At 71.9% G+C, this 21,014-nt stretch carries 19 protein-coding genes; 10 read left to right on the top strand and 9 right to left on the bottom strand.

Annotated features, from left to right (window positions below):
* Positions 1 to 166: 166 nt before the first annotated feature.
* The 6 genes from ACIQU3_RS17825 to ACIQU3_RS17850 all read right to left on the bottom strand — a co-directional run bounded on the left by ACIQU3_RS17825 (position 167) and on the right by ACIQU3_RS17850 (position 4,300).
* On the bottom strand, positions 167 to 1,546 hold the full coding sequence (locus ACIQU3_RS17825; RefSeq protein ID WP_403739441.1) for an 8-oxoguanine deaminase: 1,380 nt from the start codon (positions 1,544 to 1,546) through the stop codon (positions 167 to 169).
* Positions 1,547 to 1,654: 108 nt separating this feature from the next.
* Positions 1,655 to 2,602, bottom strand: coding sequence for a factor-independent urate hydroxylase (pucL, locus tag ACIQU3_RS17830; protein ID WP_403926128.1), 948 nt, complete (start codon positions 2,600 to 2,602; stop codon positions 1,655 to 1,657).
* Between the two features lie 4 nt (positions 2,603 to 2,606).
* Positions 2,607 to 3,011 (bottom strand): hydroxyisourate hydrolase, encoded by a 405-nt coding sequence (gene uraH, locus ACIQU3_RS17835; protein WP_403739447.1) that lies wholly within the window; start codon positions 3,009 to 3,011, stop codon positions 2,607 to 2,609.
* A 4-nt stretch (positions 3,012 to 3,015) separates the two neighbouring features.
* A complete protein-coding gene (gene uraD, locus ACIQU3_RS17840; RefSeq protein WP_403739450.1) occupies positions 3,016 to 3,528 on the bottom strand; it encodes a 2-oxo-4-hydroxy-4-carboxy-5-ureidoimidazoline decarboxylase in 513 nt (170 codons plus the stop codon).
* Between the two features lie 155 nt (positions 3,529 to 3,683).
* Positions 3,684 to 4,052 (bottom strand): helix-turn-helix domain-containing protein, encoded by a 369-nt coding sequence (locus tag ACIQU3_RS17845; protein ID WP_189593286.1) that lies wholly within the window; start codon positions 4,050 to 4,052, stop codon positions 3,684 to 3,686.
* On the bottom strand, positions 4,049 to 4,300 hold the full coding sequence (locus ACIQU3_RS17850; RefSeq protein WP_403739453.1) for a thiamine-binding protein: 252 nt from the start codon (positions 4,298 to 4,300) through the stop codon (positions 4,049 to 4,051). Before ACIQU3_RS17850 ends, ACIQU3_RS17845 begins: the two co-directional genes overlap by 4 nt.
* Positions 4,301 to 4,477: 177 nt before the next feature.
* Here ACIQU3_RS17850 and ACIQU3_RS17855 point away from each other — a divergent pair, with 177 nt between their 5' ends.
* The 5 genes from ACIQU3_RS17855 (at position 4,478) to ACIQU3_RS17875 (ending at position 9,191) form a co-directional block, all read left to right on the top strand.
* Positions 4,478 to 5,299, top strand: coding sequence for a TIM barrel protein (locus tag ACIQU3_RS17855; protein ID WP_403739457.1), 822 nt, complete (start codon positions 4,478 to 4,480; stop codon positions 5,297 to 5,299).
* A 25-nt stretch (positions 5,300 to 5,324) separates the two neighbouring features.
* Positions 5,325 to 6,215 (top strand): 2-hydroxy-3-oxopropionate reductase, encoded by an 891-nt coding sequence (locus tag ACIQU3_RS17860; RefSeq protein WP_403739460.1) that lies wholly within the window; start codon positions 5,325 to 5,327, stop codon positions 6,213 to 6,215.
* Positions 6,216 to 6,423: 208 nt separating this feature from the next.
* Complete coding sequence (locus tag ACIQU3_RS17865) at positions 6,424 to 7,881, top strand: catalase (RefSeq protein ID WP_403739463.1); 1,458 nt, start codon at positions 6,424 to 6,426, stop codon at positions 7,879 to 7,881.
* Positions 7,882 to 8,191: 310 nt separating this feature from the next.
* A complete protein-coding gene (locus tag ACIQU3_RS17870) occupies positions 8,192 to 8,428 on the top strand; it encodes a hypothetical protein (RefSeq protein ID WP_167526512.1) in 237 nt (78 codons plus the stop codon).
* 157 nt (positions 8,429 to 8,585) lie between these two features.
* Entirely contained in the window at positions 8,586 to 9,191 is a 606-nt protein-coding gene (locus ACIQU3_RS17875) for a TIGR04222 domain-containing membrane protein (RefSeq protein WP_403739466.1), read from the top strand.
* Between the two features lie 79 nt (positions 9,192 to 9,270).
* On the opposite strand, the gene gcl is transcribed toward ACIQU3_RS17875, so the two are convergent.
* Positions 9,271 to 11,055, bottom strand: a complete 1,785-nt coding sequence (gcl, locus tag ACIQU3_RS17880; RefSeq protein WP_403926131.1) for a glyoxylate carboligase — start codon at positions 11,053 to 11,055, stop codon at positions 9,271 to 9,273.
* Positions 11,056 to 11,263: 208 nt separating this feature from the next.
* On the opposite strand from gcl, the gene ACIQU3_RS17885 reads away from it, so the two are divergent.
* Both ACIQU3_RS17885 and ACIQU3_RS17890 read left to right on the top strand, forming a co-directional pair.
* Entirely contained in the window at positions 11,264 to 12,031 is a 768-nt protein-coding gene (locus tag ACIQU3_RS17885; RefSeq protein WP_403739473.1) for a hypothetical protein, read from the top strand.
* Between the two features lie 28 nt (positions 12,032 to 12,059).
* On the top strand, positions 12,060 to 12,566 hold the full coding sequence (locus ACIQU3_RS17890; RefSeq protein WP_403739476.1) for a GNAT family N-acetyltransferase: 507 nt from the start codon (positions 12,060 to 12,062) through the stop codon (positions 12,564 to 12,566).
* A gap of 12 nt (positions 12,567 to 12,578) precedes the next feature.
* Here ACIQU3_RS17890 and ACIQU3_RS17895 read toward each other — a convergent pair whose 3' ends face one another.
* Together ACIQU3_RS17895 and ACIQU3_RS17900 are read right to left on the bottom strand one after the other, a co-directional pair.
* Positions 12,579 to 14,165 carry an AMP-binding protein gene (locus ACIQU3_RS17895; RefSeq protein WP_403739478.1) on the bottom strand — a complete coding sequence of 529 codons (1,587 nt, stop codon included), beginning with the start codon at positions 14,163 to 14,165 and terminating at the stop codon, positions 12,579 to 12,581.
* Positions 14,162 to 15,841, bottom strand: coding sequence for an AMP-binding protein (locus tag ACIQU3_RS17900; RefSeq protein WP_403926134.1), 1,680 nt, complete (start codon positions 15,839 to 15,841; stop codon positions 14,162 to 14,164). The genes ACIQU3_RS17895 and ACIQU3_RS17900 overlap by 4 nt, the downstream gene beginning before the upstream one ends.
* Positions 15,842 to 15,966: 125 nt before the next feature.
* On the opposite strand from ACIQU3_RS17900, the gene ACIQU3_RS17905 reads away from it, so the two are divergent.
* The 3 genes from ACIQU3_RS17905 (at position 15,967) to ACIQU3_RS17915 (ending at position 20,827) form a co-directional block, all read left to right on the top strand.
* Entirely contained in the window at positions 15,967 to 16,776 is an 810-nt protein-coding gene (locus ACIQU3_RS17905) for a response regulator transcription factor (protein WP_403926137.1), read from the top strand.
* Between the two features lie 204 nt (positions 16,777 to 16,980).
* Entirely contained in the window at positions 16,981 to 19,833 is a 2,853-nt protein-coding gene (locus tag ACIQU3_RS17910) for an AAA family ATPase (protein WP_403926140.1), read from the top strand.
* 202 nt (positions 19,834 to 20,035) lie between these two features.
* Positions 20,036 to 20,827 (top strand): S1 family peptidase, encoded by a 792-nt coding sequence (locus ACIQU3_RS17915; RefSeq protein WP_403926143.1) that lies wholly within the window; start codon positions 20,036 to 20,038, stop codon positions 20,825 to 20,827.
* Positions 20,828 to 21,014: the final 187 nt, after the last annotated feature.

Genomic DNA, 21,014 nt, shown 5'->3' on the forward strand with positions numbered 1-21,014 from the left:
AGCGAAGCCGAGAGCTTGGGGGAGGGACCGGATGTGCGGCGGACGGTGGTGGCCGTTCCGGGGCGCGCGTGTTCACGCGCACCCCGGAGACGACCGCCGTGCACCCCGCTCGGGTTCACGGCCACCGGCCGGGAGCCGTCCCTCCCGGCCGGAGTCATCCGGGTGTTCAGGCCTCGGCGGCGATCTTCGCCAGCCGCCGGGCCTCGTCCCGCGTGGCGCGGGCGATGGCGTCCTCGTCGGCCGTGAGGAGCCGCCCGTCCTCGACGATCTGCCGGCCGTTCACGAAGGACGCGGTGACCGGGGCGGCCGCGCCGAAGACCAGGGCGGTCACCGGGTCGGCGATGGAGGCGTGGGCGAGCGTGTCCAGCTTCCACAGCACGAGGTCGGCGAGCTTGCCGGGCTCCAGGGAGCCGGTCTCGGCGGCCCGGCCCAGGACCTGGGCGCCACCGTACGTGCCGAGGCGCAGGGCCTGGCGGGCGTTCAGCGCGGCTTCCCGGTGGGCGCCGAGGCGGTTGATGAGGAGGGCGTTGCGCAGCTCGGTGTGGAGTTCGCCGGACTCGTTGGAGGCGGTGCCGTCGACGCCGAGGCCGACGGGGACGCCGGCCGCGAGCATGTCGGGGACGCGGGCGATGCCGGCGGCGAGGCGGGCGTTGGAGGAGGGGCAGTGCGCCACGCCGGTGCGGGACCGGGCGAAGGCGGCGATGTCGGAGTCGTTCATGTGGACGCAGTGCGCCATCCACACGTCCTCGCCGAGCCAGCCGGTGGACTCGAAGTAGTCGGTCGGGCCCATGCCGAACAGTTCGTGGCAGAACTTCTCCTCCTCCACGGTCTCCGAGCCGTGCGTGTGGAGGCGGACGCCGAGGCGGCGGGCCAACTGGGCGCCGTCGCGGAGCAGTTCGGTGGAGACGGAGAAGGGCGAGCAGGGCGCGACGGCGACCTGGGTCATGGCGTCGAAGGAGGAGTCGTGGTGCCGCCGCACGGTCTCCTCGGTGGCCGCGAGCGCACCGTCGAGGGTCTCCACGGCGAAGTCCGGGGGCAGGCCGCCGTCCTTCTCGCTGCGGTCCATGGAGCCGCGGGCGAGGGTGAAGCGGACGCCCATGTCGCGGGCGGCGCCGATGATCGCGCCGGAGAGGTCGCCGGAGCCCCGGGGGAAGACGTAGTGGTGGTCCATGGCGGTTGTGACGCCGCCGCGGGCCATCATCGCCAGCGAGCCCTGGGCGGCCGCGCGGACCATCGGCTCGTCGATGCGCGCCCAGGTGGGGTACAGCGCGACGAGCCAGTTGAAGAGGTTGTGGTCCGTGGCCAGGCCCCGGGTGATCCACTGGTAGAAGTGGTGGTGGGTGTTGATCAGGCCGGGAGTCACGAGGTGGCCGGAGGCGTCGATGCGGCGTGCCACGTTCTCCAGACCCTCGGGGGCCCTGCCCGCGCCGAGCGACTCGATGCGGTTGCCGGCGAGGACGACGTGCCCGGAGGCGTACTCGGTGTCGTGTCCGTCGACGGTCGCGATCGCGCAGTTCTCGATGACGATGCGCCGGTCTGCTGCCATGGTTCGTCCTTTGCGCTGTGATGGAGAGGGCACGGCAGGACCCTGGAAGTTTTGAGTGCCGTGGCCGGGAGGAGGGTTCCCCGGCCACGGGTGCCGAAAGAGGGAACCTCAGAGGTTGGTGAGGTCCTCGGGGATCTTCGCCTCGCAGCCGTCCCGGAGGATCGTCGCCTCGATCAGGCCGTAGGGGCGGTCGGCGGCGTAGTACACCTCATTGTCGTTCTTCAGCCCGAACGGCTCCAGGTCCACCAGGAAGTGGTGCTTGTTCGGGAGGGAGAAGCGGACCTCGTCGATCTCGCTGCGGTGGTTGATGATCCGCGCACCCATCTGGTACAGCGTCTGCTGGAGCGAGAGGGAGTAGGTCTCGGCGAAAGCCTGGAGCATGTGCTTCTTGACCTGCTCGTAGGACTTCTCCCAGTTCGGCATGCGCTGCTCGTCGTCGGTCCAGTTGAACCGCCAACGGCCGGAGACCTCGGTGGCCAGGATGCGGTCGTAGGCCTCCTTCAGCGTCGTGTACTTGTCCTTGACGTAACCCCAGAACTCGGAGTTGGTCGAGTTCATGACGACGAGGTCCTTCAGACCGGAGACGACCTCCCAGCGCTCACCGTCGTAGGTGATCTGAGTGAGCCGCGTCTCCTGGCCCTTGCGGACGAAGGAGTGCTTGACCTCGTCGGCGCCGATGAACCGGGAGTTGGCGTCGGAGGCCTCGATCCGCTCCCAGGCATACTCCTCGATGCGGATCCGGGCCCGGTGGATCGGCTCCTGGCTGGTGACGAAGTGCCGGGCGAGGTGGATGCCGAACTGCTCGGCCGACTCGATGCAGTGCTCCTTGGCGAACGCGTACACCGTGTTCTTGGTGGTGTCGGTCGGCAGGACGTTGGCGTTCGAGCCGGAGTAGTGGACCTCGTCCATGTCGCCGCTCAGCGCGACGGAGACGTTGAGGTCCTTGATGTGGTGGGTGGCGCCGTCCCGCGTGATCTTGACGACTCGGTTCTCGGCCTTGCCGTACTGGTTCTGTCCCAGCATCACCGGGCGGGCAGGGCGGGAATTGACGGTCATTTAGCTAGCTCCCTCGGTAAACGGAGTAGCCGAACGGGTTGAGCAGCAGCGGTACGTGGTAGTGCTCGCCCGGCACGACGGCGAACGTGATCGCCACCTCCGGGAAGAACACACCGGCGCCGCTGTCCCGATTCGCGGGGGCGTCCTGCTGCGCATCGGCTTGCTTCTTCGCAGATTCTTCGAAGTACGGCTCCACCGCGAAGTCGAGCCGTACATGGGTGGTGCCCTCCGGCAGCGCCGGGAGGTCCTTGCACCGGCCGTCCGCGTCGGTGGCGGAGCCGCCGAGCTCCTGCCAGGCCGCCTCGCGGCCCGCGCGGGCGGAGAGCCGGACGGCGACGCTCTCGGCGGGCCGGCCGACGCTGGTGTCCAGGATGTGCGTGGACACGGAGGCGGTGGTGCTGGTGCTCATGGGGTCAGGCTTCCTCTTCGACGAGCCGGGCGAGGCGGATGCGGTTGATCTTCCCCAGTTCGGTGCGGACGATCTCCCGCTCCCGCTCCGGTGTGTTGCCGATCCGTTCCCTGACCGCGTCGCGCATCTGCTCGCCGGTCCGGCCGGTGGCGCAGATCAGGAAGACATGGCCGAACCTCTCCTGGTAGGCGAGGTTCAGCTCCAGCATCTCCGCTTTGAGCGCGTCGGAGGCGCCGGCCATGCCGCGCTGCTCCCGGGCCGAGGTGGGGTCTCCGGGCTCGGGGCGGCCGATGGGCGGGTGGCCGGCCATCGCCTCGTCGAGGTCCGCGGCCGTCAGCTCCGCCATGGCGGCGTCGCTCGCGGCGTACAGGTCCTCGGCGGTGGCGTAGGGGCGGGTGGCCAGCAGGCGTTGCGCCCACGCCGTGGAGGCGCACGCCTCGTGGAGCGCGGTGCGGGCCGCGTGCTCCTCGAGGGCGTTGAACCGAGCCAGGCCCGGCGGCGTGGAAGTGGAAGTCACGGGAGCCTCCGTGGCCGGATTCGGCCTTCGTGCTGAACGGGCGTGCCGATAGCTAACGCCCTCCCGCGACAGCACGTCAACAGTTTGTTGAAAATTCAGTTCCACGAAACCGGACCGGGTGCGGTGCGGGTGAACCGTGGTGCGGTGCGGTGCGGTCAGGCCCCCTTCTCGCGGTTGAGGTAGTTGTAGACGGTGAAGCGGCTGACGCCGAGGGCGCTCGCCACCGTCTCCACCCCGTGCCGCACGGAGAAGGCGCCACGCGCCTCGAGTATCCGCACGACCTCCTGCTTGGCCCTGCGGTCGAGGTCGGCCAGCGGCATCCCCTTGCGGCGCTCCATGGCGGCCAGGATGTGGTCGAGGGAGTCGGCGAGCTGCGGCAGCCGTACGGCGACGGCGTCCCTGCCCTCCCAGGCCAGAACGACGTCGTCGGGACCGGCCTCGTCGGGCGGGATCATCTCGCCGCCCATCGCGTCGACCAGGGGTTTCACGGCCGCGATGAACGGCTCGTCCCCTGCGCCGCTCACGCCCCTCCCTCCTCGACCACGTTGATCTGGAGCGAGACGCGGGTGGCACCGGCCTCCAGGGTCTTGCGGAGCAGGGCGTCCACGGCGGTGAGCACCGCGTCGGCACCACCCTCCGCGGTGTTGCCGAACGGGCCCACGTCGACGGCGTCCAGCTCGGCGGCCTCCACGACCTCGCGGGCCACCACCGCGTGCGCGGGGGCCTCGTCCAGGTCGAACGGCTCGGTCGTGAACTCCACTCTCAGTCGCACGCGCTCAACCTAACGCGCGGGACGGACTTTCCGGCAGCCCCTCTTGACAGCCCTCGCACCCCGCAGGCAATCTTCCGTTAAGCAGAAATAAGATTCCGCAATACGGAATACGTGACTGCTGAAGGCAAGCACCACCGAAGACGCACCACCGAAGACAAGGAAGGGAGCGCCGCCCCGATGGGATTCGCAGACCAGCGCTTCAACGTCAACCTGTCGATCCTCTTCACGGAGCTCCCCCTCCTGGAGCGTCCCGCGGCCGCCGCCGCGGCGGGCTTCACCGCGGTCGAACTGTGGTGGCCCTGGGTCGACGCACCGGTCCCCGAGCAGTCCGAGCTCGACGCCTTGAAGCGGGCGATCGAGGAAGCGGGCGTCCGGCTCACCGGCCTGAACTTCTACGCCGGGCAGCTCCCGGGCCCTGACCGCGGCGCCCTGTCCCTTCCCGGTGCGGAGTCGGAGCGGTTCCGCGCCAACATCGACGTGGCCGCCGGCTTTGCCGCCTCCGTGGGCTGCACGGCGCTCAACGCCCTGTACGGCAACCGCGTCGAGGGCGTGGCCCCGGCCGAACAGGACGCGCTCGCGCTGGAGAACCTGACTCTCGCCGCCCGGGCCGCCGACCGGATCGGCGCGATCCTGCTGATCGAGGCGCTGAACAAGCCCGAGTCGCCGCTGTACCCGCTGGTGTCCGCGCCCGCCGCCGTCGAGGTCGTCGACAAGGTCAACGAGGCGACGGGGCTCGGCAACGCGCGCTTCCTCATGGACCTCTACCACCTGTCCATGAACGGCGAGGACCTGCCGACGGTGATCGAGCGGTTCGCCTCGAAGACCGGCCACGTCCAGATCGCCGACAACCCGGGCCGCGGCGCTCCCGGCACGGGCGCGCTGCCCCTCGAAGACCTCCTCGACCAGCTCACGAAGGCGGGCTACGACGGCTGGGTCGGCCTCGAGTACAAGCCGGGCGACCGCCCGAGCGCCGAGGCCTTCGACTGGCTGTCCCGCTGACCCCGTATCCGAAAGGCACACCGTCATGAGCACACTCCCCAAGGTCGCCTGGATCGGACTCGGCATCATGGGCTCCCCCATGTCCGAGAACCTGATCAAGGCTGGCTACCAGGTCACCGGCTACACGCTGGAACAGGACAAGCTGGACCGCCTGGCCGCCGCCGGCGGCACCGCCGCCCCCTCGATCGCCGAGGCCGTACAGGACGCGGATGTCGTCATCACGATGGTCCCGGCGTCCCCGCAGGTCGAGGCCATCGCCTACGGCCCCGACGGCATCCTGGAGAACGCGCGGTCCGGCGCGCTGCTGATCGACATGTCCTCGATCACGCCGCAGACGTCGGTCGATCTGGCGAAGGCGGCCGCGGACAAGGGCATCCGCGTGCTGGACGCCCCGGTGTCCGGCGGCGAGGCCGGTGCGATCGAGGCCGTGCTGTCCATCATGGTGGGCGGCGAGCAGGCCGACTTCGACACCGCGAAGCCGATCTTCGAGGCGCTCGGAAAGACCATCGTGCTGTGCGGGCCGCACGGCTCCGGTCAGACCGTGAAGGCCGCCAACCAGCTGATCGTCGCCGTGAACATCCAGGCGTGCGCCGAGGCCGTGGTCTTCCTGGAGAAGTCCGGCGTGGACCTCAAGGCGGCCCTGGACGTGCTGGGCGGCGGACTCGCCGGCTCGACCGTGCTGACCCGCAAGAAGGACAACTTCCTCGGCCGGGACTTCAAGCCGGGCTTCCGGATCGACCTGCACCACAAGGACATGGGCATCGTCACGGACGCCGCCCGCAACGTCGGCGCGGCCCTGCCTGTCGGTGCCGTGGTCGCCCAGCTGGTCGCGAGCCTGCGCGCGCAGGGCGACGGCGGCCTCGACCACTCGGCGCTGCTGCGGGCCGTGGAGCGGCTCTCCGGCGCCCAGGTCTGACCCTCCCCCGACCCTCGTAGGCCCGGGGGTCCCCGATCCCCGGGCGGCGCCGCCGCTGACAACTGTCCTGTCGCGCCCAAAGGGGCGGCGCCGCCCGGAACCAGCCATACCCACCACTTCAACAAACTGTTGACGCTCCGCTCGCCCCGACCCTAGGCTCCACAAAGCGGAAAATTGTTTCCGCTGCCCTCTCGTACGGAAGGTCACGATGTCGCAGCGCGTGCTCACCACCGAGTCCGGCGCCCCCGTCGCCGACAACCAGAACTCCGCCACCGCCGGTGTCGGCGGCCCGCTCCTGCTCCAGGACCAGCATCTGCTGGAGAAGCTGGCGCGCTTCAACCGCGAGCGCATCCCGGAGCGTGTGGTGCACGCCCGCGGCTCGGGTGCGTACGGCCACTTCGAAGTGACCGACGACGTCACGGACTTCACCCACGCCGACTTCCTCTCCGCGGTCGGCAGGCGCACCGAGGTGTTCCTGCGCTTCTCCACCGTGGCCGACTCGCTCGGCGGCGCGGACGCGGTGCGTGACCCGCGCGGTTTCGCGGTGAAGTTCTACACCGAGGAGGGCAATTACGACCTCGTCGGGAACAACACCCCGGTGTTCTTCATCAAGGACCCGATCAAGTTCCCGGACTTCATCCACTCACAGAAGCGCGATCCGTTCACGGGCCGTCAGGAGCCGGACAACGTCTGGGACTTCTGGGCGCACTCCCCCGAGGCCACGCACCAGGTGACCTGGCTGATGGGCGACCGCGGCATCCCGGCCTCGTACCGGCACATGAACGGCTACGGCTCGCACACCTACCAGTGGACCAACAGCCGGGGCGAGGCGTTCTTCGTCAAGTACCACTTCAAGACCAACCAGGGCATCCGCTGCCTGAGCAGCGAGCAGGCCGCCGAGATCGCGGGCAGGGACCCGGCCTCGCACCAGACGGACCTGCTCCAGGCCATCGAGCGGGGTGTGCACCCGTCCTGGACGCTGTACGCCCAGATCATGCCCGCGTCCGAGGCGGCGGACTACCGCTTCAACCCGTTCGACCTGACCAAGGTGTGGCCGCACCAGGACTACCCGCTGCGGCGGGTGGGCCGGCTGGTGCTGGACCGCAACCCGGACAACGTCTTCGCGGAGGTCGAGCAGGCCGCGTTCTCCCCGAACAACTTCGTGCCGGGCATCGGTCCCTCGCCCGACAAGATGCTCCAGGGCCGGCTGTTCGCCTACGCGGACGCCCACCGCTACCGCCTGGGCGTCAACCACACGCTGCTGGCCGTCAACGCGCCGAAGGCCACCGCCGCGCGGAACTACGGCCGCGACGGCCTGATGGCGTCCAACGCACAGGGCCGGTACGCCAAGAACTACGAGCCGAACTCCTACGACGGCCCGGTCCAGACCGGCCGTCCGCTGTCGGCGCCGCTGGCGGTCTCCGGCCACACCGGCACCCACGAGGCGCCCGCGCACACCAAGGACGACGACTTCTTCCAGGCGGGCGAGCTGTACCGGCTGATGTCCGCCGAGGAGAAGTCCCGCCTGGTCGCGAACATCGCCGGGGGCCTGTCCCAGGTCTCCCGCGACGACGTGATCGAGAAGAACCTCGCGCACTTCCACGCCGCCGACCCCGAGTACGGGCGGCGCGTGAAGGAGGCGGTCCGCGCCCTGCGCGAGGACTGAACTCCCTGACCGTGCCCGACCGCCCGGGGAGACCCGGATGAGGGGTGGTCACCCGGGCACGGACACGGTCAGGGCGCGGACCGCGGCGGCGTGCGAGCCAGTGCGGTGGTGAAAGGCCCGGACCGGCTTCTCGACCTGAGCGAAGCCGGCCCCGGGGCCCGTCGCACCCGCCGCGGTCCCAGCACCACTCACCCCTCTCCCCCGACCCCGTCCGGCGGCGCGAACGTCCTGTCGCGCCCAGCCTCGCGCCGCCGGACGGCCGGCCCGCCCTCGGGGTGCGGAACCGTCCCGTTCGCAGCAGCCTGAAGGCATGGCACCTCCCACCGAGCAACCGCACGTCGTGGTCCACGCCCCCGCCCTGGACGGCTCCCGCCGGGTCACCCTGGGCGAGGAGCCGCTGGGCGTCGCCACCCACACGGATGACGTCGCCGAGATCCTGCGCCTGGCCGACCTGTACGTCACCGACGTCGCGGAGAGCGACCTCGTCGAGTGGCAGGGCGGCGGTCCGGACGACTGGCCGGGGCTGTCGGAGCACCACGAGGCGTGAGCGCGCCTACGGCACCGGTCGTACAGCCCGTACGGAACCCTCAAATGAACCTCTGAACCCGGCCCCGGGGGCTTCAACCGCCCCCGGGGCCGGGCACATTCTCCTCACACGGGGCCCGTCGGCACGGGGGCGGCGGGCCCCGTGCGGGGGTGAAGCCATGAGCGACGGTGCGGCGGTCCGGCTGGAGCCGCACGAGATCGCACTGCTGGGGGACGGCCCGCGGGCCGCCGTCACCGTCGCCGTGGTGGAGCTGTACCTGCGGCGCCTGGCGGAGCCGGACCTGCCCGGGACGATCCGCGCGGGTGCCGCGGACGCCGTGGAGGCGGCGCGGCCGCCCTCTCCCCTGGCGGTTGCGGTGCAAGCCCTGCTGCGCGAGCCCGTGGCTCCCAGGGCCCTGGTGAAGGATCCGGACATCCGGCTCGCCGTGGCCGTCATGCGCATCCCGCTCGCGCGGGCGGGCCTGCTGCGCTATCCCCTGCTCGGCGCGACCCGAGCCGCCCGCCGTCACGTCCGGGACCTGCGGAACGAGCACCCCCTGCCGGCGAGCCGGCACGGCCTGACCGACCGGGAGCGGCTGCTGCTGGTCGCCCTGCACGGTGAGGCGGCCCTGCGGCTGCTGATGCCGCGTTTCGCCCTGCGGGCGGGTCTGGTCCGCCGGGCCGAGGTGGGCGGCCCGGACCTCCCCCAGCACAAGCCGCGCACCACGGGCGGCGTCGGTGGGGGCGTCCACCACTGCGGCGGAGGCGGAGGCGGCGAGGACTGAGGGTCCCGGCAGGGCCCAGGGGGACGCAGAAGGGGCGGTCCGTCCTTCCGGACGGGCCGCCCCTTGTGCTGCGCGGGTGTCAGACCTTCAGCGTCCTGATCGAGGTCGGCGCGTGGCCGGGCTCGGTGGCGATCTCCTCGAACTCCACGACGTTGCCGATGTCGTTGGTCGTCGACATGGAGATGTTGGTGACGCGCTCCAGGATCGCCTCGACCACGACCGGGACGCGGTACTCCGCGGCCAGCTTCTTGGCCTGCTCGAAGGCGGCACCCAGCTCGGCCGGGTCGGTGACGCGGATCGCCTTGCAGCCGAGGCCCTCGGCGACCTTGACGTGGTCGACGCCGTAGACGCCGATCTCGGGCGAGTTGAGGTTCTCAAACTCCAGGTTGACCTGGAAGTCGATCTCGAACGCCCGTTGCGCCTGCCGGATCAGTCCCAGGTAGGAGTTGTTCACCAGGACGTGGACGTACGGGATCCGGTGCTGCGCGCCGACGGCCAGTTCCTCCAGCATGAACTGGAAGTCGTAGTCGCCGGAGAGGGCCACGACCGAGGCCTCCGGGTCGGCCTTGGCCACGCCCAGCGCGGCCGGGATGGTCCAGCCGAGCGGGCCGGCCTGACCGCAGTTGATCCAGTGGCGGGGCCGGTACACGTGCAGCATCTGCGCGCCGGCGATCTGCGAGAGACCGATCGTGGAGACGTACCGGGTCTCCGGACCGAAGGCCTTGTTCATCTCCTCGTAGACGCGCTGCGGCTTGATCGGGATGTCGTCGAAGTGCGTACGGCGCTGGAGGGTCGCCTTGCGCTCCTGCGCGGAGGCGGCCCAGGCGGAGCGGTCGGGCAGTTTACGGGCCGCCTTCAGCTCCCCGGCGACCTCCACGAACAGTTCGAGGGCCGCCTTGGCGTCCGAGGTGATGCCGTAGTCCGGGGCGAAGATCTTGCCGATCTGGGTGGGCTCGATGTCGACGTGCACGAACGTCCGCCCGCCGGTGTAGACGTCGAGCCTGCCGGTGTGGCGGTTGGCCCAGCGGTTGCCGATGCCGAGGACGAAGTCGGACTCCAGGAAGGTCGCGTTGCCATAGCGGTGCGAGGTCTGCAGGCCCACCATGCCGGCGTTCAGCTCGTGGTCGTCGGGCAGCAGGCCCCAGCCCATCAGGGTCGGGACGACCGGAGTGCCCGTCAGTTCGGCGAACTCGACGAGGAGTTCGGCGGCGTCGGCGTTGATGACGCCGCCGCCCGCGACGATCAGCGGCCGCTCGGAGGCGTTCAGCATCCCGAGGGCCTTCTCGATCTGGGCCCGGCTCGCGGCGGGCTTGTAGGCCGGGAGCGGCTCGTACGTCTCCGGGTCGAACTCGATCTCCGTCAGCTGCACGTCGATCGGCAGGTCGATGAGGACCGGGCCGGGGCGGCCGGAGCGCATCAGGTGGAAGGCCTGCTGGAAGACGCCCGGGACCTGCGCGGCCTCCAGCACCGTGACGGCCATCTTCGTGACCGGCTTGGCGATGGAGGCGATGTCGACGGCCTGGAAGTCCTCCTTGTGGATCACGGCGGTCGGGGCCTGGCCCGTGATGCACAGGATCGGGATGGAGTCACCGATCGCGGAGTACAGACCCGTGATCATGTCGGTGCCGGCCGGGCCGGAGGTGCCGATGCAGACGCCGATGTTGCCCGGGTGGGTCCGGGTGTAGCCCTCGGCCATGTGCGAGGCGCCCTCGACGTGCCGGGCGAGGGTGTGGGCGATGCCGCCGGAGGCCTTGAGCGCCGCGTAGAACGGGTTGATCGCCGCGCCGGGGACACCGAACGCGTCGGTGACGCCCTCTCGCTTGAGGATCTCAACTGCCGCGCGGGCAGCGGTCATTCGAGCCATCGAGTACTCCTGCTTCGGCTGTCGGATTCGCACTCCCGTCGCGCCCCGCGGTGAGCAATTCCGTATTGCGGAAATTGTTTTCTACGATCTGGAATTAATGTATGCGGGGCGGGCGAAGGGCGTCAAGAGACGGAAAGCGCCGGACAGGGCGGGGCCGCAGGGGGCACGATGTTCACGCCGTCCCGCTACGACACGGTTCTGGAGTGCCATGGCCGAGACCGCCTCGGTGCGCTGCCCAACCTGCCGCCGCGAGCACCGCTGCACGCCACCGGTGTACCCGTGCGTGTGCGGCGCGCCGGTCTCCCCGCGCCTCGACCGGGACGGCACGGCGACGCCCGTTGCGCACCGGGTCTGGCAGGACGACTGGGTGACGGTGCGGTGCGGCTCCTGCGGACGGCGCGGGGAGTGGCCGCGCCCCGAGGTGGGGTGCGCGTGCGGGGTGGTGCTGCGGGTGGCGGTGATGGAGGACGGAGAGAGCGCTGCCAATCGTGACGGCACGCCCGGCGCGGAGGTCACCCCGGTCCCGGAGGTCACGCCGGTCCCGGAGGCCGACACGGTCCGGCCCGCCACCCCGGCCGCCCGGCCCCCGTTCCCCTCCGTCACCATCCGTACGGCGCGCGATGCCGTCACGGCCACCGCCCTGTACCTGCGCTGGCTCGGCTACCGGGGTGTCCGCAGGGCCGACCAGCGTCCGCCCTCCGGCATCGGACTCGCCGCCCGCGGTGTCGTCGCACAGGTGGATCCGGCCATACGCCCGGCGACCCCGCGGGACGTCGAATGCCTGTGGCTGACGGCGATGACGGAGTCCGTGGAGGGCCTCTACTTCTCCCTCGCCGGGTACGCGGACGAAGCCCGGGCCCGCGCCGACGCCCTGGGTGTCGCCCTGTTCGTCCTCGACCTCACCGGCACACCGCGGCCGGTGAACGCCCCGGCGGACGCCCTGGCGGCCTCCGGCGCCGGGGACCGGGCCCCCTGAACACGCCCGGGCAGCGCATACTCACCGCATGCGCATCCGCCTCGCGACCCCGGCCGAACTCCCCGCTCTGCGGGACATCGAACGGGCCGCCGGTGCCCTTTTCCGCGACCTCGGCATGCCGGAGATCGCCGACGACGAACCGGCCGCCCTGGACGAACTGGAGCGCTACCGCCGGGCGGGCCGCTGCTGGGTCGCCGCCGACCAGCGGGACCGCCCGGTCGCCTACCTCCTCGCCGAACCCGTCGACGGCGCCCTGCACATCGAGCAGGTCTCGGTCCACCCGGGCGCCGCACGCCAGGGCATCGGGCGCGCCCTGCTGGCCCACGCCGCCGACCGCGCCCGCGAGGAGGGCCTGGCGGCCCTGACGCTGACCACCTTCGCGGAGGTCCCGTGGAACGCCCCGTACTACGCCCGCCTCGGCTTCCGGCCCGTGCCCGGGGAGGACCTCACGCCCGGGCTCCGCGAGATCCGCGCGGCGGAGGCGGCACATGGCCTCGACCTCTGGCCACGGCTGTGCATGCGCGCGCCGCTGTGACCGGCACGTCCCTCAGCCGTCGGCGAACCTCTCCCGCAGCTCCACCTTGCGGACCTTCCCGGACACCGTCATCGGGAAGGAGTCGAGGATCCGCACCCGGGCCGGGACCTTGTAATGCGCCAACTGCCCCTCGCAGAAGACCCGCAGCTCCTCAAGGGTGGGCGGGTCCGCCGGGTCGCGGGCGATGACGCAGGCCAGGACCTCCTCGCCGTAGCGCTCGTGCGGGACGCCGACGACCTGCACGTCCTGGATCTTGGGGTGGCCGTAGAGGAACTCCTCGATCTCGCGGGGATAGATGTTCTCCCCGCCCCGGATGATCATGTCCTTGATGCGGCCGACGATCTCGACGTAGCCGTCCTCGCGCATGACGGCGAGGTCCCCCGTGTGCATCCAGCGGCCCGCGTCGACGGATTCGGCGGTCTTCTCCGGCTCGTTCCAGTAGCCGAGCATCACGCTGTAGCCGCGGGTGCACAACTCGCCCGCCTTCCCGCGCGGTTGGGTGACGCCCGTGGCGGGGTCGACGACCTTGACCTCGATGTGCGGCAGGACCCGGCCGACCGTGCCGGTGCGGTGCTCCAGGTCGTCGTCCCGCCGGGTCTGCAGCGACACCGGGGACGTCTCGGTCATGCCGTAGCAGATGGACACCTCCGCCATGTGCATCTCGGCGACCACCCGTTTCATCACCTCAACCGGGCAGGGCGAGCCCGCCATGATGCCGGTACGCAGGGAGGAAAGGTCGTAGGAGGCGAAGTCGGGGAGGTTCAACTCCGCGATGAACATGGTCGGAACGCCGTAGAGGGACGTGCAGCGCTCCTGCTGGACCGCCTCCAGGGTGGCCTTCGGGTCGAAGGACGGGGCCGGGACGACCATGCAGGCGCCGTGCGAGGTGGCGGCCAGATTCCCCATGACCATGCCGAAGCAGTGGTAGAAGGGGACAGGGATGCAGATCCGGTCCTGCTCGGTGTAGGCGATCGACTCGCCCACGAAGTAACCGTTGTTGAGGATGTTGTGGTGCGAGAGGGTCGCGCCCTTCGGGAAGCCGGTCGTGCCCGAGGTGTACTGGATGTTGATCGGGTCGTCGCAGGAGAGCTCCTCGTACGTGGCGTCGGGGGTCGCCCTCTCCAGCAGCGCCTGCCAGCCGGGGTCGTCGAAGTAGACCACCTCCCGCAACTCCGGCAGTCCGCCCCGGACCTGTTCGACCATCGCCCGGTAGTCGCTCGTCTTGTGCCGCAGGGAGGCGAACAGCAGGGACACGCCCGCCTGCTTCAGGACGTACTCCACCTCGTGGGTGCGGTACGCCGGGTTGATGTTCACCATGATCGCGCCGACGCGGGCGGTGGCGTACTGGACGAGCACCCACTCGGGGCAGTTGACGGCCCAGACGCCCACCCGGTCGCCCTTGGCGACGCCGGAGGCGTGCAGGGCGGAGGCGAGTTCGTCGACCGCCGCGCCGAACTCGGCGTACGTCCAGCGCCGGCCGGACGGCACGTCGACCAGCGCCTCACGGCCCGGCCAGGCCGCCACGGCCCGGTCCAGATTCTCCCCGATGGTGTCGCCGAGCAGCGCCGTCGCGCCGGTGCCGTGGCTGTAGGAGTTCACCGGAAGTCCTCCTCGCGGTACTCGGCGTCCGACCCGGCGGCCGTGGCCTCACGCAGCTCGATCCGGCGGATCTTGCCCGAGACGGTCTTGGGCAGCTCGCCGAACTCCAGGCGGCGGATGCGCTTGTAGGGGGCCAGCGCCTCGCGGGAGTGCTCGAACAGGACCTTGGCGGTGTCGGGGCCGGGCTGCCAGCCCTCGGCCAGCACGACGTAGGCCTTGGGGACGGCCAGCCGCAGCTCGTCGGGGGCGGGCACGACCGCCGCCTCGGCGACCGCCTCGTGCTCCAGCAGCGCGCTCTCCAGCTCGAACGGGCTGATCTTGTAGTCGGAGGCCTTGAAGACGTCGTCGCTGCGGCCGATGTACGTCAGATACCCTTCGTCGTCCCTGGAGGCGACGTCGCCCGTGCGGTAGTAGCCGCCGGCCATGGCCTCGGCCGTGCGGTCCGCGTCGCCGTGGTAGCCGGTCATCAGCCCGACGGGCCGGTCGGACAGGTCCAGCGCGATCTCGCCCTCCACCGCGCCCGGCGCGCCGGACACGGGGTCGAGGAGTTCGACACGGTAACCGGGGCTCGGCCGGCCCATCGAGCCGGTCTTGAGTGGCTGGCCGGGGCTGTTGGCGACCTGGACGGCCGTCTCGGTCTGGCCGAAGCCGTCCCGGATGGTGATGTTCCAGGCCCGGCGGACCTGCTCGATGACCTCCGGGTTCAGCGGCTCGCCGGCCGCGACGACCTCACGGGGCGGGGTGCGCAGCTGCGTCAGGTCGGCCTGGATGAGCATGCGCCACACGGTCGGCGGGGCGCAGAAGGTGGTGACACCCGCCCGGTCCATCTCGGTCATGAGACGGACGGCGTCGAAACGCGTGTAGTTGTGCAGGAAGACCGTCGCCTCGGCGTTCCACGGGGCGAAGAGATTGGACCAGGCGTGCTTGGCCCAGCCGGGTGAGGAGATGTTCAAGTGCACGTCGCCGGGTCGCAGGCCGATCCAGTACATGGTCGACAGATGGCCGATCGGGTACGACGTGTGGGTGTGCTCGACGAGCTTGGGCCGGGCGGTGGTGCCCGAGGTGAAGTACAGCATCAACGGGTCGTCGGCCCGGGTGGGGCCGTCGGGGGCGAAGTCCGCGGAGGCGCCGTAGGCGTCGTCCAGCGGCAGCCAGCCGTGCGGCACGGCACCGGCGTCGCCCGCGGCGATGCGGGTGTAGTCGCCGGGGACCTCGGTGAACTTGCCGGTGTCCGCCACACGCGCGATGACGTGCCGCACCCGGCCGCGCTCGACGCGGTCGCGCAGGTCGGCCGGGCCGAGCAACGGGGTGGCCGGGATGACCACCGCGCGCAGCTTCATCGCGGCGAGGGCGGTGATCCACAGTTCGGCCTGGTTGCCGAGCATCACGAGGATCCGGTCCTCGGCGCGCACGCCCCGCTCCCGCAGCCAGGTGGCGAACTGAGCCGACCGCACCGACATCTCCCCGAAGGACAGCCGGGTCTCGCGTCCGTCCTCCTCGACGAGGTGCAGGGCGGTGCGGGCGTTCCCGTCGGCGATCTCGTCGAACCAGTCGAGCGCCCAGTTGAAGTACTCGGGCCGGGGCCAGCGGAAGCCCTCGTAGGCGGTCGGGTAGTCCTCGCGGTGTTCGAGCAGGAAATCCCGCGCGTCGCGGAACAGCTCCGTCGCCGATGTCATCTGTCCTCCTGGGTGCCGGACCATTGCCGGGCGGCTCTGAGCCATCGTGTAATCCGTGATGCAGGTCTCACTACCCCCGAACGGGGGGTGCGCCCGCACAGGAGCCGTAGTGAAGGGGCGATCAGGTGACGACGGACGCGTCCGACGCGGTCGAGATACGCGATGCGCTGCTGCGGCTGCGCCGGGGGACCGGCCTGCCCGTCGCCTTCGGCGGCCTGATGGAGGCCGGGCAGCAGATGCGCATCAGCGAACTGAGCGGCACGGCGACGCACGCCCTGCGGTCGCTGGTGGTGACGTCCGGCACCGGTCTGGGCGGCAAGACGGTCGCGCTGGCCCGGCCGTGCGTGGTGACCGACTACTCGATGTCACGGCAGATCAGCCACGAGTACGACGCCCCGGTCTGCGCGGAGGGGCTGCGCTCGGTGCTGGCCGTGCCGGTGGTGGTGCGGCACCGGGTGCGCGGGGTGCTGTACGGGGCGCTGCGCACGGCCCTGCCGATGGGCGGGCGGATGCTCGACGCGGCCGTGGAGGCGGCGCGGGACGTCGAGCGGGCGCTGGTGGTCCGGGACGAGGCCCGCACCCTGGCCGCCGCGGCCGGGGCGGGCCCGGGGTGGGAGCGGGTGCGCGAGGCGCACGCGGCCCTGAGGGCACTGGCCACGCGGATCGTGGACCCGGAGCTGCGCGCGGAGCTGCTCGGCGCGTGTGCGCTGCTGACGGACGAGCCCGCCGGGCCGCCCCGGGTCCGGCTCGCGCCGCGCGAGGTGGACGTGCTGGCGTGCGTGGCGGCGGGAGCGACGAACGCGGTCGCCGCGGAGCGGCTGGGCGTGACGCCGGAGACCGTCAAGGGGTATCTGCGCTCGGCCATGCGGAAGCTGCGGGCCCGCACCCGTGGCGAGGCCGTGGTCGCCGCGCGCCGATCGGGGTGGTTGCCGTAGGTTTGTGGTGATTTTTCTGATGCCTGCACGAGCGCTGGGCCGAGGGGGCCCCGAGAGGGCGCCGACCCGGTCTTCCGGGGCATTCGGGAGTCCGGAGAATTCTCCCGCCGTCACATGTTGTTATTTCCCTCACGAGGTCGTCCCTCCGAAATTCAAAGAACTGTTGCCTAATATTGGCCAGGACACGACACAGGGAGGGGAGCGGTGACCGCACGACGGGACTTCCAGGAGCCTCCCAGAAGCCGCCCCGACCAGGTCATCGGCCGGGAGGAGCTGTTCGCGTCGGCCCGTGATCAGCTCGGCCGAGGGGGCAGTGTGCTGCTCCACGGCCCGGCCGGAATTGGAAAGTCGACCGTCCTGCGGGCGCTGGCCGCGGATTACGGCGGCGCGGACCGGACGGTGTTGCGCTGCTCGGCGACCGAGTCGGAATCCCACCTGCCCTTCCTGGCGCTGGCCGATCTGTTCGGGCTGGTCCTGGACGAGGTGTCCGGTGCGCTGCCCGGCGCCCAGCGCACGGCGCTGGAATCGGCGCTGACCGGCCGCGGCGAGTCCACGCTCCAGCGGGACGGGCTCGCGCTGCGCCTGGCGGTGCTGTCGGCGCTGCGTGTCCTCGCCGCGAAGAGGCCGGTGCTGGTGGTCGCCGACGATCTGCAGTGGCTGGATGCCGCCAGTGCGGAACTGCTCGGCTTCGCGGCCCGCCGGCTGGGTGACACCCCCGTGCAGATGCTGTGCGCGGTCCGGACCGAGGGACAGGAGTACGACCGTCACCTGCCCGCGTCGCCGCCGGACACCCTCGCGGTGCGGCTGGGCCCGCTGACCCGCACACAGGTCTCCGCGCTGCTGGACCACCGCGGCTACACGCCCCTGTCCCGGTCCACCGTCCGCGACATCCACCGCACCAGCGGCGGCAACCCGCTCTTCGCACTGGAGCTGGGCCGGGCCCTGGCCGAGAGCCCCGCCCGGCCCCGGCCGGGCGAACCGCTGCCGGTGCCCACGTCGCTGCGGGCCCTGGTGCTGAGCCGGCTGGAGATGCTGTCCGACGAGGCGCGCCGCACCCTCCTCGTGGCCAGCGCCGGTGCCCGTCCCACCGTGGCGCTGCTGCACGCGGCCGGGCGGGAGCACGCCGAGGCCGAGACGGCCCAGGCGGCGGCCCTGGGGCTGCTGGCCACGGACCCCGAGGCGCCGGCCCTGCGGTTCGCGCATCCGCTGATCTCGGCCGCGCTCTACGCGGAGGCCCCGGCGCAGGAGCGGCGGGCCGTGCACGCCGCGCTGTCCACGGCCGCCTCCGACCCCATCGAGCGGGCCCGGCACCTGGCCCTGGCGACCACCGGCACCGACCCGGAGGTCGCGGCCCGGCTCGCCGAGGCCGGGGCGCTGGCCCGGGACCGCGGGGCCCCGTCCGTCGCCGCCTCGCTCGGGCTGCTGTCCGCCCGGCACACCCCGGCCGACAGCACTCCCGGCCCCGACGAGCGGCGTCTGCAGGCCGCCGAGGACGCGATCACCGCCGGCGAGGCCGATCTCGCCCGGGACATCGCACGCGACGTACTGACGCGTGCCACCGTGCCGGCCGAGCGGGTCCGGGCCTGGATGGTGGTCATCGAGGCGGCCGGCCAGGCCCTCGGCGAGGTCGACGCCGTCTTCCCGCAGGTCCTGGCCGACGCCGGCGACGACCCGTGCCTGCTCGCCCAGGTCCACTACCAGCTGGCCTGGCGGGGCCTGGTCGTCGAGGGCGACTTCGCCGAGGCCCGGCAGGAGGCCGCGCACGCGGCGGAGCTGGCCGCACGGGGCGGGGACCGGCGCACCGAGCTGATGGCGCTGTCCTTCCAGGCCTCCACCGAGACCCTGATGGGCCACCCGGACGCCCCCGTGACCGTCAAACGGGCCCTCAAGGAGCCCCAGGACCCCTATGTGGCCTGCCACCACAACGGCGCCGGGTCGGCCCGCTTTCGCTGGCTGATCATGAGCGACCAGCTGCCCGAGGCGCGGGCGACCATCACCGCGCTGCTGCGTGAGGTACGGCGGCGCGGCATGGTCGAGAGCGAGGTGCACTTCCTGCGCTTCCTCGCCGACACCGAGCTGCGCTCCGGGCACTGCGGCCGGGCCCTGGACCTGGCCCGCGAGAGTCTGCGGCTGGCGCGGGACTCCGGGATCGGCGAGGGCGCCTCGGCCATGCTTGCCTCGCTCGCCGAGGCCTCGGCCGGGGATGTCGACCGGGCCCTGGCCCTCGCCCGCGAGGCTGCGGACCACGCGGAGGTCGACGGCGACCAGATGTACCTGTCGCGGGCCCTCGCGGCGCTGGGCTACGCCCAGTTGGTGGCCGGCGACCCGGCCGCCACCGTCCGTTCCCTGCGCCGGGTGCGGGAGCTGGAGCAGGGTCTCGGCATCAACGACCCCGGGCGCGGCCGCTGGCACGGCGACCTCGCCGAGGCGCTGGTCCGCATCGGCGAGCCCGCCGAGGCCCAGGACGTCATCGACACCACCCGGGCGCACGCGCTGCGGCTCGGCCGGCAGAGTGTGCTGGCCGTCCTGGACCGGGCCGAGGCACTGGTGCGGGCCGCACGGGGCGAACACGAGGCCGCCCTCGCCCGGTTGATGTCCGTGCAGGACCGGCTCGGGCGGCTCGGGTACGGCCTGGAGGAGGCCCGGGCCGCCTTCGCCCTGGCCCGCCTGCGCGCCCAGGCGGCCGCCGCCCCCCGTCCGGGGTCCGGGCCGCTGCCGGGACCGGCGTCGTACGACGAGGCCGCGCGGCTGTTCCGGCGCTGCCGCGCGCTGCCCTGGCTGCGGCAGGTCGACGCGGCCGCCACCGCCGGCCCCGCGGCGGTGGCACCGGCCGCCACCGCGCCGCCGGTCGCCCTGGACGCGCTGGAGGGTCTCGCCGCGATGGAGCGTCAGGTCGCCTCGCTGGTGATGGAGGGCGCGACCAACCGGGAGATCGCGGCCCGCCTGTTCATCAGCGTCAAGACGGTCGAGGCGACCCTCACCCGGGTCTACCGCAAGCTCGGCATCCGTTCCCGGGTGGACATCGTCCGGCTGGCCGCGGGCCGCCGCCCGACCTGACCCACCTGGGTTTACGGGGCCCGACCGAGGGTTATCCCTGCCCAACTCCCTTAGGGGGTTCCCTCATTGGGGGCGCCGCCCGCGGGGTTCTAGCTTTGGGGCGTGCCGCTCGCCGGGCACACGGAGATCCGAACAAAGGCGTCAGGGTCCCCGTTCCCCACCACCCGCGCGACCCCCCACCGGCAACTCCCCAAGGAGACCCATGTTCGGGCTCAACGCTGCCAAGAAGCTTGCCGCCGTCGCCGCGGCGACCGCCGCCGCCGCCACGACCGCGCTGCTCGCCGCACCCTCGGCCGTCGCCGCACCGCAGCCGATCGTCGGGGGCACCACCACCACGGCGTCCGCGTACCCGTTCGTCATGCAGATCACGGACGCCTCGCAGAACCAGTTCTGCGGCGGCACGCTGGTCTCGCCCACGAAGGTCGTCACCGCCGCGCACTGCATGGTCGGCGAGACCGCCGGCAGCGTGCGCGTCGTCGGAGGCCGCACCTACCTCAACGGCGCCAACGGCACGGTCGCCAGAGTCAGCAAGATATGGGTCCACCCGAGCTACACCGACGTCAGCAACGGCGACGACGTGGCCGTGCTGACGCTGTCGACGTCCATGCCGTACACCCCGGCGAAGTACGTCTCCGCCTCCCAGACCTCGGTGTACGCGGCCGGCACCACTGCCCGCATCCTCGGCTGGGGCACCACCGCCTCGAACGGCAGCTCCTCCAACCAGCTGCGCACCGCGACCGTACCGACCGTGTCCGACTCCAGCTGCGGAAGCTCCTACGGCTCCGACTACGTGAAGAGCGACATGGTGTGCGCCGGATACACCTCCGGCGGCGTGGACACCTGCCAGGGCGACAGCGGCGGCCCCCTGCTCATCGGGGGCGTCCTGGCAGGCATCACTTCCTGGGGCGAGGGCTGCGCCCAGGCCGGTTACCCGGGTGTCTACACCCGGCTGACCACCTTCTCCAACCTGGTCACGACGCAGGTCAAATCGTGATCGGCCACTGACTCCTGAGTACCCCTCAGGTGAAAGACCGGGGGGGGGGGGGGGGGGGGGGGGGGGGGGGGGGCGGCGCCCCCCCCCCCCCCCGGGCCGCCGCGCTGCGGGATACGACGGGCCAGGGGCGCGGAGGAGGAGTGTGGGGGGTGAGCCCGAGCCGTGGGTGGGCCGCGGCGGGCGCGGT

The sequence above is a fragment of the Streptomyces sp. NPDC101110 genome (assembly GCF_044759525.1).
Taxonomy (GTDB): domain Bacteria; phylum Actinomycetota; class Actinomycetes; order Streptomycetales; family Streptomycetaceae; genus Streptomyces.